At 72.0% G+C, this 13,320-nt stretch carries 6 protein-coding genes and 1 CRISPR repeat array; of the genes, 4 read left to right on the top strand and 2 right to left on the bottom strand.

What is annotated here, in order from left to right; translation table 11 throughout:
• Window positions 1–125 precede the first annotated feature (125 nt).
• Window positions 126–2,524: direct repeats of the CRISPR family, unit length 28 nt; unit sequence GTCGGCCCCGCGCTCGCGGGGGTTGCTC.
• A 115-nt stretch (window positions 2,525–2,639) separates the two neighbouring features.
• Complete coding sequence (locus tag ABZ449_RS09920) at window positions 2,640–4,763, bottom strand: HEAT repeat domain-containing protein (RefSeq protein ID WP_360343040.1); 2,124 nt, start codon at window positions 4,761–4,763, stop codon at window positions 2,640–2,642.
• A gap of 898 nt (window positions 4,764–5,661) precedes the next feature.
• On the opposite strand from ABZ449_RS09920, the gene ABZ449_RS09915 reads away from it, so the two are divergent.
• Entirely contained in the window at window positions 5,662–8,187 is a 2,526-nt protein-coding gene (locus ABZ449_RS09915) for a hypothetical protein (RefSeq protein ID WP_360343037.1), read from the top strand.
• A 365-nt stretch (window positions 8,188–8,552) separates the two neighbouring features.
• Here ABZ449_RS09915 and ABZ449_RS09910 read toward each other — a convergent pair whose 3' ends face one another.
• On the bottom strand, window positions 8,553–9,287 hold the full coding sequence (locus ABZ449_RS09910) for a hypothetical protein (protein WP_360343034.1): 735 nt from the start codon (window positions 9,285–9,287) through the stop codon (window positions 8,553–8,555).
• A 298-nt stretch (window positions 9,288–9,585) separates the two neighbouring features.
• Here ABZ449_RS09910 and ABZ449_RS09905 point away from each other — a divergent pair, with 298 nt between their 5' ends.
• From ABZ449_RS09905 to ABZ449_RS09895, 3 genes are all read left to right on the top strand, one after another.
• Window positions 9,586–11,412, top strand: a complete 1,827-nt coding sequence (locus ABZ449_RS09905; protein WP_360343031.1) for a hypothetical protein — start codon at window positions 9,586–9,588, stop codon at window positions 11,410–11,412.
• A 678-nt stretch (window positions 11,413–12,090) separates the two neighbouring features.
• Window positions 12,091–12,573 (top strand): hypothetical protein, encoded by a 483-nt coding sequence (locus ABZ449_RS09900; RefSeq protein WP_360343028.1) that lies wholly within the window; start codon window positions 12,091–12,093, stop codon window positions 12,571–12,573.
• Between the two features lie 101 nt (window positions 12,574–12,674).
• Window positions 12,675–13,319 (top strand): hypothetical protein, encoded by a 645-nt coding sequence (locus tag ABZ449_RS09895; protein WP_360343025.1) that lies wholly within the window; start codon window positions 12,675–12,677, stop codon window positions 13,317–13,319.
• Window position 13,320: the final 1 nt, after the last annotated feature.

Here is a 13,320-nt window from a genome sequence, read left to right as displayed (position 1 = left end):
ACAACCCGACGCCGAAACCCTGCCGCCCAACCCCGCACACCATGTCTGAACAGCGAAAAGTCATACGTCACAAGCGGATTGCGGATGCCTTCTGAGAAGAGTGCATCGTCATGAGCGACGTCATCGTCGGCCCCGCGCTCGCGGGGGTTGCTCCGGCCGGGGTCCTTTTCGTGTGTGCGTCCATGTGTCGGCCCCGCGCTCGCGGGGGTTGCTCCAGCGACAGCAGCAACAACCACGGCTACGTCCCGTCGGCCCCGCGCTCGCGGGGGTTGCTCCCGGTCATGCACACCACGTACGTCTACCTGGCCGTCGGCCCCGCGCTCGCGGGGGTTGCTCTCGCCTCGACGGACGGCGCCTTGATGGTGATGGGTCGGCCCCGCGCTCGCGGGGGTTGCTCTCGCCTCGACGGACGGCGCCTTGATGGTGATGGGTCGGCCCCGCGCTCGCGGGGGTTGCTCTGCGGGGGCCGTCCTTGCGCCACCACTCCCCGAGTCGGCCCCGCGCTCGCGGGGGTTGCTCCTGGGCACAGTTGGCACTAACTCGCTACCGGTCGTCGGCCCCGCGCTCGCGGGGGTTGCTCCTCGGCCCAGACGAACCCGTCGTCACCCAGCCCGTCGGCCCCGCGCTCGCGGGGGTTGCTCTCGAAACTCGCCATGGTGGCCGCTGCGGTGGCAGTCGGCCCCGCGCTCGCGGGGGTTGCTCGCCGCTCCCGGCACCGGCCCCCGCAGTCCACCAGTCGGCCCCGCGCTCGCGGGGGTTGCTCCTCCATCGCCGCCTTGATCTCCTCGGGCGGGAAGTCGGCCCCGCGCTCGCGGGGGTTGCTCCTATCACAGCTCAGTGATAGTTCGGGGCCCTTGGTCGGCCCCGCGCTCGCGGGGGTTGCTCCTCGGAGTACACCCCGGGCGAGGTCACCAAGGCGTCGGCCCCGCGCTCGCGGGGGTTGCTCCGGCGCGATCCACGACGCGTGGGTGGCCTCCGGGTCGGCCCCGCGCTCGCGGGGGTTGCTCCACCGATGAGGCGAAGGAGTCCGGGGTCGGCATGTCGGCCCCGCGCTCGCGGGGGTTGCTCCGTGCGTCATGCCAGTACCTCCAGGCCGAAGGGGTCGGCCCCGCGCTCGCGGGGGTTGCTCCTCCTATCGATTGACCTGGGGTGATGCGCCAACGTCGGCCCCGCGCTCGCGGGGGTTGCTCCGGTCGGCGCCTCGGCGCCACCACCGTAGTCGTGTCGGCCCCGCGCTCGCGGGGGTTGCTCCTCGTCAGCTCCCTGGAGGAAGGCCTCCTCCTGGTCGGCCCCGCGCTCGCGGGGGTTGCTCCAGGAGGAACACCGTGTTCAAGGCTGGCCAAGAGTCGGCCCCGCGCTCGCGGGGGTTGCTCGCGCTTCAAGTCGGGCTGTGCGGTGAGGTGTTCGTCGGCCCCGCGCTCGCGGGGGTTGCTCCAGGATGTCGTCGAGCCGGCCGGCGCCGGTGGGGTCGGCCCCGCGCTCGCGGGGGTTGCTCCCCGGTAGCTCTGGTTGTCCCAGAACGAGGAGTGTCGGCCCCGCGCTCGCGGGGGTTGCTCGGTGGCCAGCCGTCTGGGGCTGCCCAATCCCCAGTCGGCCCCGCGCTCGCGGGGGTTGCTCCTGCCGCCCCCACGGGGTGTCGTTGTCGTAGCCGTCGGCCCCGCGCTCGCGGGGGTTGCTCCCGGCCGTCGGGTGCGAACGTCGAGGTTCTCTAATCGGCCCCGCGCTCGCGGGGGTTGCTCCACCACGCCCCAGGTCTCGATGCGCAGGCTGATGTCGGCCCCGCGCTCGCGGGGGTTGCTCGTGCGTGGGTTCGATGGTCAGGCCGATCTCCTCGTCGGCCCCGCGCTCGCGGGGGTTGCTCCCGGCCCTGTTCGAGCACGGTGTCCAGGAGCGTGTCGGCCCCGCGCTCGCGGGGGTTGCTCCGTCACCGACTACGACTTCATCGGCGCGCAGATCGTCGGCCCCGCGCTCGCGGGGGTTGCTCCGGCCGGCGCGCACGTGGTGTCGGCCCCGCGCTCGCGGGGGTTGCTCCCTCTGGGACCACCAGCCCGGGTAGGGGCCGGCGGTCGGCCCCGCGCTCGCGGGGGTTGCTCCCGGCTACCCAGCCCCCGGCGCTCCTCCTGGGTGTCGGCCCCGCGCTCGCGGGGGTTGCTCGAGGAGGAGCTGTAGTGCGCGCTGCTGCACTCAGTCGGCCCCGCGCTCGCGGGGGTTGCTCCTCCGCCACCCTCCAGGCCGGCCTCACCGCCGGGTCGGCCCCGCGCTCGCGGGGGTTGCTCCCGGTAGTCGCTGCCGGTATTCGGGTGTACGTTGTCGGCCCCGCGCTCGCGGGGGTTGCTCTCCCCACCTGAGCCGCTTCGGGGCCCGGCCCGGGTCGGCCCCGCGCTCGCGGGGGTTGCTCTGCGGCCAGGATCTGTTCCCGGAGGCTGTTCTCGTCGGCCCCGCGCTCGCGGGGGTTGCTCCTTCGCCCGGGTGGCCTTGATCTTCTGCTGCATGTCGGCCCCGCACTCGCGGGGGTTGCTCCTACTCGGTGAGGTGTCCCTGGGGGTCGACCATCGGCACGACCAGGGCGAGCGAGTGGGCGGCGGCGGGGCGGGCCTGCCCCGCCGCCGACCGGGTCACCGGTGGCTGCGGTGTCGTCCTCAGGCTGTCTGGTCGATGACGGCCCGGCCGGCGCGTTGCAGTGCCTCGTCGTCTTCGACGCTCCCGAAGAAGCCGCCGCCTCGGCGGGCGAGGGTGAGTTCGGCGTGGATCCGTGGAAGGGCCGGTGCGGCAGCTGGTCCCATCCGCTGCAGGCAGTCCATGACTGGGCCGGCGGTCGAGTCGTTCTCCTCCCATGCCTTCAGCAGCACGGACAGGACGGCCTCGGCCTCGGCCGGGCCACCGATGTCGTGGATCGCGGCGGCGGCGTGCACCCGCGTCCAGGCATGCCCGGCTTCGGACAGCTGCCGCAGGCGGGGCAGTGCCGCGGCAGCCGGCCCTCCGATCCGGCCGAGGACGTCGGCGGCGTCGTGGTCCTTGCCGGTGTCGAGCAGGGCGGTCAGCCGCGGCACGGCATCGGTGGGGTCGCTCTCGATGTCCCACAGGGCCTTCACGGCTGCGAAGCGCAGGTCCGGGTCCTCGGCGTCGGCGAGCGGCCGGACCGTCTCCAGCGCGGACGCGGCGCCGGTGCCGATGGAGCCCAGCGCGTAGAGGGCCGCGCCGGCGGTCTGCCACTGCTCCTGCTCGACGGCGGTGGTGAGGGCCGCGGTGAGCGCGGGTACGGCCGCCGGGTCGCCGAGCCGGTTGAGGGCGGCCATCAGCGCGGTGGCGGATCCCCAGGGCCAGGAGAAGTCCGCGTCGGCCAGGCGCGGGATCAGCCTCGGCACCAGTTCCCCGGCGGCCTGCGGGAGACGGCCGGCGCCCCGCACGGCGCGCCAGTCGTCGGTGCCGGTGTCGAGCGCCGTCAGCAGGCCGGGCAGGGCCCGCTCGTCGCCGAGGCCGGCCAGCGTCGTGACCGCCTGCTGGTGGGCCCTGCGCAGCAGCGGGTGCCGTGCGGCCCAGACGTTCGGGCCGTGGGTGGTGCGGTGTGCTTCCACGAGGGCGGCGAGGGCTTCGCGTGCGGGTTCGGCGAGGGCGGCGGGGAGCTTGCCGAGGGTTTCGGCCGCTTCGGCGGTGGTGTACGGGTCGTCGGGGAGCAGGCAGTCGGCGAGCAGGAGGACGAGGCCGGTGTGGTTGCCGCGCCAGGAGCGGATCAGGTCCCAGGTCATGGCGATGGCGTCGTAGCGGGTGGCCGCGTCGGGGTTGCGGAGTTGGGCGGTGAGCAGGGCGGTGCGCTCGGGTACCCGCGCGTCCAGTATCCGGTGGAAGGTGGTCAGCAGTTCGGTGGTGGGGGCGTGGACGCGGCCGTGGCGGTCGAGGTCGGCGAAGACTTCGGCGATCTGCGGCGGGACGCCTCGGTCCGGTGCCGGGTCGGTGGCGATGTCCGCGCAGGTGCACTGCCCGCAGTCCGCCGGTCGGGCCTCGTCCTCGTCCTCGGGTTCCGGTACGGGGGTGAGCTGCTGGAGCAGACCGGTCGCCGTCGGAACGAGGCCGTCGTCGATCGCCTCCGGCGTGCAGGCGGCCCGGTGGACGAGGGCGGCGAGCCGGATGTCCGGGTCCAACGCGGGGTCGGCCGCCAGGTCGGCGAGCCAGGTCGTCACCGGACCGATCGCCTCCGGCAGTCGTCGGGCCAGCGTCGCGGCCGCCTCGATGACCAGCAGCCGCTCCACGGTGCCGTTCTCGGCCGCGAGCCACTCACGCAGCAGGGCGAGCGCCCTCTCGGCGTCGTCGAGGAACAGCCCGAGGGCCGGGACGGCGGCCTGCCGCACCTGCGGGTCCGGGTCCGCCGCGTGCCGGACGAAGTCCTCGATGCGCTCACGCATCCGAGGCACGACATCCGCGTAGGGCGTCGACGCGTGGCCGGACGGACTGTAGTAGACGCCGTCGGGGTCGCGGTCCAGCGCCGCGCTGCCGATGCTGAGCAGGAGCCGGATGACGGCCGCGCGGTCGGGCACCTGGGGATCGTCGGCGAGCGCAAGAAGGAACGGCAGGCTCGCCGCCGTGCACGAGTAGACGTCGCCCTGATGGTGGACCGAGCTGTAGAAGCTGCTGAAGGCCCTCTCCCGGACATCGGGGTCGGGCGAGGCCATCTGCTCCAGCCACAGCGGGACTTCGTCGGCCGGACCGTAGGCATGCCCCATGGACGACCAGTCGACGAGGTCGAGGCCCTCAAGATTGTTGATCATGGATCGCACAGTGACACGAGGTACTGACACTGCCACCAGCACACAGCGCGCCGTGTCGACAATTCCCTACGCCGCCCTCGGCGAGTTCATGGCATCCCCGTTCCGTTGGACGGTGCGACCGCGGTGGCTGTTGGACGCGGTCCGCGCAGTCTCCCGGGGTGCGGTCCCCTCTGAGCGTTGAGAACCCTCCTGCGCTGCCCCGCGAAGTGGTGGTCGAGGCGTCGGAGCTGCCTCCGCGTGACCGTTCGGCGGAGCGTGAGGCGGCGGATGCCCTGGTCGGGGCCGCATCGCAGGACGACGACGCGGACTTCGTCGCGCACTGGTGCGTGCAGGTCAGGACACGGGCTGCGCCGGGGAGCCTCTTGCTCGGGCCGGCCGGCCTGTGCCTGGGACACACCGCTCGACGCTTCGGGCGCCACAGCGATGAAGCCCTCGCGCTGGCATGGCGGATGGAGGCACCGGCCGAGGTCGCCGGCACCCTGCGGGTGGGGGGCGCATTCGCGGGCAGACAAGCCGCGCGTACACCTCGGTCGGGAGCCGCTCGTCGGCGCCGGCGCATCGGTCCCGGCAGACCGGCACGTATGCTCCGCATCCCCGTGGACGCGGAGTCCGGCCGTCGAAGTGACGGCCGGACTCGGCCCCGGGCCCGAACCCGGACTCGCCGTCGGCTTCGTGGGGTCTGCGGCCCGAGCAGGGCACGCCCGACGATGCGATGTCTATAGATCGTTTATATATGTCTTTTGTGTTCTCAGCGTTGTCTGCGGAAGTCGCCCGGCGTGGAATTCCACGATCGGCCGAGGTCGTCGGCCTCCAACCGGCCTTCGCACACCATCGAGGAGCCGCAACTGGTCCACCGGAAGCCCCTCGCGCGCATGCGCTGGCCTGACAGCATGTCGGCGTGACTGGAAAGGTGCACAACAACATCGAGGGATCGCCCGGGAACGTGGTCCAGGCGGGGAGCATCGGCTCCGTCCACTTCGGCTCCGCCCCCGCTCCCCGAGGCGGAGAGCCGGTCCCCGCCGACGGCGAGGAAGCCGCCCTGGACGGGCTTGCCCGCGAGGTCCTGGAGCAGTGGCGTGACGAGGCCAACGTGCGCGGTCTGCGGGAGCGGGTTCCGATGGTGGTCCCGTGGGAGCTGGAGCCGGCCCATGGGAGCGACTCGAACGCGAAGCTTCCCGAACATCTCGGGTTCGAGGAAGTGGTCGCTCGGGTCCGGGCGCTCACACCGCACCAGTTGGTGGTCACCGGTCCGGGCGGGGCGGGGAAGTCCTCCCTCGTCGTCCTGATCGTGGTCGAGCTGCTGGAAGCCAGGGTCCCCGGCTCACGGGAGAGCGTCCCGGTCATCCTGTCGATGTCGGACTGGGAGCCGGGGATCAGCATCCAGGACTGGGTCATCAGGCGTATCGGCGAGGACTACGGGCGTCTCGTGGCAGGTCTGGATCGGCCCACCGTCGAGTCCCTGGTACGGGATCGGCGGATCGTTCCCGTGCTCGACGGCTTCGACGAGCTGCTGCCGCTGGCCCGCGGCAACGCGGTGGAGGCGCTGAAGCGCGCGCTCGGCACGAAGGACCCTCTGGTTCTGACGTCCCGGCCCGAGGCGTACCAGCACGCCGTGGACTCCTCGCCGGTGCTGCGCGGTGTGCCCGTCCTGCGCGCCCGCCCGGTCCCGCCGCGGGCCGGCAGGGCGTACCTCGCCCAGATGTGTCATCGGGACCGCATCGGCCCCTGGCAGACGCTCTTCGACGCGATGGAGAGCGACCCCGAGGGCCCGGTCGCCACCGCCCTGTCCTCTCCGCTGATGCTCTGGCTCACGGCGACGGTGTACGCGCCGAAGGAGTCCGATCCTCGGGAGCTGCTCGATGCGACGCGGCTGCCCACGCAGGCGGACATCGAGGGCCATCTCCTGGACGGGCTGATCCCGGCCGTCTGCGCGCAGGGGCCGCGACCGTCCTACCTTCCCGGGCCGGTGCGCCGTTGGAGGACCGACTGCGCGCCCGCGTACTTCCGCTTCCTTGCCGATGACCTGCGCCGCCGGCGCACCCAGGACATCGCTTGGTGGCAGCTGCGGAGCCTGCTGACCGAGCCGGGTGTCTGGGGCGCCGTCGTCCTCGTCGTGGTGGCCGCCTGCGGCACGGCGGTCGGCTACGGGATCGCGGGGCTGGCCGCCCTCCTCGGGATTGCTCCCCCGCGACCTGGGATCGGGGTCCCGGAAGTGGGCCAGGCGCTCGGGGCCGTCAGCGCGATGGCCGTCATCGCGACGGCGTTCGGACGGGTCTTCACGAGGCATCTGTTCAGCGGCTTCGACAATCGCCCGCGACGGCCGGCGGCCGGAACCGGCGGCCGGCTGTTGCTGGCCGCGTCGGCCGTTGCCACGACGGCCGTCGGCGTGGCCCTGCCCGGCACCACGTCGGCGAGCCTGTGCGTCTTCCTCCTCCCCGTCCTCTCAGGTGTACTCCTGACGCGGTCGACCGAGTTCGACATGGCGGCCAGGCCGAGGCAGTTGCTGCGCGACGAGCGCCGGATCGCTCTGGTCGAAGCCGCACTGGTCGCGCCGGCCGTCGCGGGCACCTCGCTGGCGTTCTTCCACTGGCTCAACGGCGATCCGCTGCTGATCGGTGGTGCCCTCGTCGTCAGCTGGTCGTGCTCGGCCGCGGTGCTGATGGCCCTCAGCCGGTGGGGCCGCTGGACCGCCACGTGCCTCGTCCTGGCGGGGAGGCGACGTCTGCCACGGGACGTGCTGGGCTTCCTTGAGGACGGCCGCCGATTGGGCGTGCTGCGGCGGGTCGGCGGGGTCTACCAGTTCCGGCACGCCGAGTTGAGGTCGCGGCTCACCGACGGGGCGCCGGGTGGGTTGCCCGACGATGTATCAGGGCCGCGCGAGGTGGTGCTCAGGAGCAGCGTGCGAAGTCTCGGGGCCCTGCGGGCGTTGGCGTTCGATCTGCTGGCGCCGGTCGTCGTGTTCCTCCTGGTGGTCTCCCCGATGTCCTCGGGATCGGGCGTCCGGGACGACTGGTACCGGACCTGGCTGCTGCTCGTACGCCACGGGTCCGCACTGCTCGGCGCGCTCTGCGTCCTCGTCCTCGGGGCACTGGCCCTGCGGGCTGTCGCGACGCGACTGCGGATCGACGACGAGGGCGTGGAGCTCGACGGTGGCCGCAGGCTGCGGCTGCGGTGGGACGACGTGGCGGAGGTACGGGTGCTCAGGATCCGATCCCACAGGAACAGGGAGACCGGCTCCCTCGGTCTGATCAGCTCGTACTACCTCGTGATGAGGCCGGTGCCCGGACGGAAGCCACCGCGCTCCCGTACCACCTCGGACGGCTGGGTCCGGGTGTGGGAGCTGGGCCCCACCGAGGTGGTGCCGCTCGACCTGGAGGTCGCGCTGAGCCGGTTCGCCGGCGACCGCTGGCGCCGTGACGTCTGAGACCTGAAGCCTGTGTCCGCCCCGACCATCCGCATTCGTGGTCTGCGGCTGCTCGGACCTCGGACCACCTTGGCTCGTTGCCCGTCGGATGCCTCGGGATTTTCCGCGGAAAATCCCGAGGCATCCGACGAACCCCGGCAGGGCCACGGCACCAGAGTCTCGGCTTACGCGCCCGTGCGGCCGAAGGCCCGACACCTCGCAGCCGTGGTCACACCGACCGCGAAGAATTTTCCGCGGAAAATCGTGCCCACCGAGAGCGGCCCGTGCCCGGGCAAGCCGTTCGGTACGGCTCGAACTGTCGTTGTCGCGTGACCCTGTCGTACTGCCCACGCCTGCGGAGGACCCGACGCTTGGACGGCCGATCGCTACCAGCCGGGGCACTCGGCGGCCGTGTACTCGTCCGCGATGCCGAACACGCTGGCACAGCGTGGGCATTCGGCACGGCCGAAGAGATACCTGATCCCGGCGGCGAGTACCTGCTGCCCGTCCCGGACGGCGGTGTCGTGCATCCAGCGACCGGTCCCCGAGAGATCCTCACCGGCCGTCGGCCGCAGGTCGCGTCGCTCCACGTCGCCCAGGTTCCAGTCGCGGATCGCCGAGTAGCGCCCGTGGTCGCCGATGGCGATCGTCACCTCCACAGCGCAGTGGGGGCAGGCCAGGTGGTAGAAGTCGTCGGTGAAGTCCCCGAGGGCGGCGCTCCAGTGGTACTGCGCGTTGGCGGCCAGCAGGTCGAGGAAGGCCGCGAGGTAGTCGTCCGGCCGCGACCTCAGGTACCGGTCCAGCAGCACACGGAGCTCAGCGATCGTCTCGGCGCAGTCGGCGAACAGATCGTCGCAGCCGTGGTGCCCCGCCGCGCGCCGCACGATCGTGCCGGCCAGTGCGCGCGCTCGCTGGTCGCTCGACGCGAGGCGCACGAGGCAGGGAAGGGCTGCGAAGCTCGCGGGGAAGACGAGGTCGCCTTCCAGGCACAGCCGGTACCCGAGCTCCGTCCACGCCTCGGCATCGCCTTCGCGCTCCGCACGGCCCAGGAGCTCGGGAACGCGATCGACGCTCCCGTGGCAGTCGTACATCCGTTTCCAGTTCACCACCCTGGCATTCAACCGTCTGGAGGCTCCCGAGATGAATCCCCCGGGTACCGGCCGACTCTCCTGATGGCCGGTCGGCGGCCCGACCGATGACGGAGACGGACGACTTCAGCAGAAGGAGGGCCGCAGAATTTTCCGCGGAAAATCGGTGAGGCGGCGAAACGGACGGCCCCTCGGCGCAGGGACTGGAATCGCGTCGAGTCGATTCGGGCCGGACTCGCCAGCCCCTCGTCGCGGCCGGAGTCGCGGCCGGAGTCGCGGCCGGAGTCGCGGCCGCGGACACTGTCCGTGCCCGTACCTAGAGTGTGCCGGTGTGAGATCACCTGAAGAGCTGCACATGATCGACTGGCCGTCTCTGGGACACGCCTTCGGCGACGGCAGCGACGTCCCCGGCTGGATACGCGCCCTGTACTCCGACGACCGGCACCTGGCGGACAAGGCGCTGTCCGAGTTCTTCGGCCGGGCGCTGCACCAGGGGTCGGTGTCATCGGCCGCGGTGGCGGCCGTTCCCTTCCTCGCCCACGCCGCGACGCACACCCGCCACGAACGGGCGAACCTGCTCGCCGCCCTGGCCGGATGCGGCGGCACCGAAGCCGAGCCGGAGTACGACGACGAGGTGCAGGGGTGTGCCCGGATCGCGGCCGAGGTGGCCGGGCTGCTGCACCTGCTGCGCGACGACGACCCGGTGGTGCGCCGCAACATGGTGCGCGTCGCCCGCCGTGCCACCGGCGAGACCGTCCCCGTTGTCCTGCGCGAGCTGTCCGCCTGCTACACCTCCGACCCTGCCGCCGCTGTCCGCGCAGAGGCGCTCACCGTCCTGACGCTGCTCGACCCGGACGGCGATGCCGCCCGCCGCCGCCTCCGATCGGCCCTGACGGACCCGGTGCCGGCCGTCCGCGCCGCCGGCGCTCTGGCCCTGCTGGAACGTTCAGAGGCGCCCTACCCGGCCGACGTGGTCGCCGTCCTGGCCGAGGCCGGAGGCGACCCCGGGTTCGACGTCGGTACCCGTGAGTTCGTCCCGGGGATCGGTAGCATCGACGATCGCGCCTGGATCCTGACCGGGGACGCGGACGCCCTGGCGACGGTGGCCCGCGGCTGGATCACGCAGGGGGACCATCAGAGCCGCGGCACAGACCGGGCCCGACACCTGTCCGCGATGTGGCGCGACCGCGAGGACGAGACCGTCGGTCTGCTCGCCGAAGCCCTCCGCCACGAGCACGACCTCTGGGACCTCGGCAACGTACTCGGCACGATCTCCCAGTGCCTGGTCGGGGCTTCCCGTCCCGATCCGGCGCTCGCCGACAACCTCCTCCCCCACGTCCACACCGACACCCTCGCCGGCCGCCAGGCCCAGACGATCCTCGGTCAGCTCGGCGATCCGCGCCTCCTCACCCACGTTCCCGAGCCGGCCCCGGAAGCGCTGGCCGCGCTCGCTCTCCGTACCCGCGACCCCGAGCACCAACGTCTCGCCCTGCGGCACCGGGACGCCACCCACCTGGACAGCCTCTACGAGGCTCTCTCCGCCGAGAAGGCCCGCACCCATCTGCCCGACCTCACCCGCCTGCTGCGCGACCGCCCCACCCAGACCCTCATCCGCCGCTTCGGGGACTGGGCGATCCGGGACGCCGGACTCCTCGACCGTCTGGAAGCCCTCACCCGCGCAACCGATGACGAGCTCGCAGCCGCGGCAGCCGTCACCCCCGCCCTCCTCACCGACGATCCGGGCACCGTCCTGCGCCTGCTGGCACACCAGCTCGCCGAGGACAGTCGACGGCTGGAGGAGGCCGGACGCCTGGGCGATGCGGCCGCTCCCCTGCTGCCGCTGATCGAGTGCTACCTCGACGACGGCTACGACTGGACCCGGCTGCACGCCGCCGAGGCCCACTGGCGGATCACCGGCGACCCGTCCGTCGCGCTCCCTGTCCTGACCACGCTGCTGGATCCGTCCCGCCCCGTGGGTGTGCGGGCCCTCCAGGCACTCCACCGGATCGGACCTCCCTATCCGTCCGACTTGCAGCCGCAGCTGCTGCACTGGGCGACCAGCGAACGCCGACTGCTGCGCGAGTACGGGACCTGCTTCCCGGCCCAGCGGCACCGTGACGACCAGCTGCGCGAGACGGCGCGCCGAATGCTCGGCTGACACCACCGGGGGAGTGGGCCAGTCCCGGAGTTGAGCACAGGTACTCGTTCCCGCGACGACACACCCGTGACATCCGAGGGGAAGCCGGCGCACCTGGCCTGCCTCTCCGTACCGGCTCAGGTCCGCCGGGAGTGACCCGCGATCCGCGCGCCGAATTTTCCGCGGAAAATTCGGCGCCTCGGAAGCCGTCGTCCCGGGGAGGGTTCGAGGGTGATGCGGAATTTTCCGCGGAAAATCGGAATCCTCCGCCAGGCCCCGATGACCAGGCCGACCGGGGCAGCGGTGCAGCGGGTCCCCTGTCTCCCGGCCGTTCCGCCGGTCCCGGATGGATCCGCCGGTCCGGGGGCACCGAGCAGTCGCGCGGTACCGGGGTGCTGGACGGCGAGGTGTACCGGGGAGGCATAGTCAGTAACCGCCGGACGGTAGAGCCGGGAAGCGCACGACTCACCGAAGCATTGCTGACTCCCACGTCGGATGCTGGTGAGCAGGGAGCCGGCCCGGTCGGTCGGTTCGACGGTCCGGCACTGGCGGTGCGCATCCTGCGGCTGGGAATTTTCCGCGGAAAATCGTCCGGCTGCATCCGCGGAGCGACGCCGACGGCCGAGGAGAGGATCCGGGGTCCTCCTCCCGACGGCCCAGCACTTCCCGAGTCGGCTTCCCGCAGCGATCATGGTCGGCATGAACAGTGGGCTCGGCGAGGGCAGCACCTCGGACAGCAGCATCTCCCCGGCAATCTGGATCGAAGAAGTGGGCCTTCGGACCGTGGACCCGGACGGCTCTCTCCGACCTGTCGTCCTTCGCGTCGGTCCGTCTTCCGACGCACGCATCGCGGTCCTCGACGACGGTGTTCTCACCGAGATCAGCGGAACCGACTACCTCGACTACCTCGACTACCTCGCCCAGGCTCGGCGGCAGCTGGAGCGCGACGGTCGTCTGCTCTGCTGTCAGGGAGCCCGTCCTGACGTTCATCCGTCGGGACAGTTGCGCCAGTTCAGTAACGGACGGCAGGCGTACGTCCGCTTTCCGGACCTTCAGGGCGAGCCCCCTGAGATCGTCGACATCTTCGCCCCGGCCGAACCCGGAGACGTCGTCGGTCTTGAGGACCAGCGAGCCGCCGTCATCCGAGCCTGGGATTCCCGGCACCCAGGAAGTCGGACCTGACCGTCAACCAGTCACGCATGGCGGCACCCGCGTGTCGTACGGTCGGAATTCGGTGGAGGCCACGGCCGGGTCGGGCCGTGATCCATCCCATGGAGAGGGTTGTGGATCTCGACGAGGTGGCTGCCGAGGTGGCGGCACGGACGCCCGGCTGGCGGGCCGCTGGTCTCGTGGTGGGCGAGATGACGTGGCGCGACGAGACGGCGCCGTGGCCGCAGGGCCTTGAGACGGACAGGACGCGAGTGACCGATCCCGACTCGGTGGGGGTTCTTGTCTCCGGCCCCGAGGAGGCCGAGCTGTCGGTGGTGCTGTTCCGAGGCGGCTGGGCCGACGTCGACTATCTCGCCGGCACGGACGATGCCGGGACGTTTCCGGCTTCGGGGATCGATTCGGCGGTGGCATTCGGCATCCTGCTCGACGAATGGGCGGTCCGCGTGTTCGGTGAGCGGGACCTGTGGCGGAACGCCTTCCTCTGCGACGCGGATGGCAGCCGAGGAAAGCCCCGCTGTTATCAGGAGAAGTCGCGCCGAGGCCTGACGGGCAGGCCATCACGCGAACCACTCAGCGGGCTGTCGCCCTCCTTCAATCCCCCTTCCGGAGTGAAGGTGACGGAGACGGAAATCGGGCTCTCCCCGAAGTGCACCGCGAGGAGGAGCTCCGCCGCAGTGACGGCCTGGCGGTGGAAGCGGGAAGCGCATCACTTCCCGGGGCGCAGGTGCCGAACCCGCCTTGGCCGCCCGGGCGGCTAGG

Origin of the sequence: Kitasatospora sp. NPDC005856, assembly GCF_040629945.1 — a bacterium.
Taxonomy (GTDB): Bacteria; Actinomycetota; Actinomycetes; order Streptomycetales; family Streptomycetaceae; genus Kitasatospora.
The sequence above is the reverse complement of the archived record's forward strand: the minus strand, read 5'-3'. Positions and strand labels throughout refer to the sequence as shown.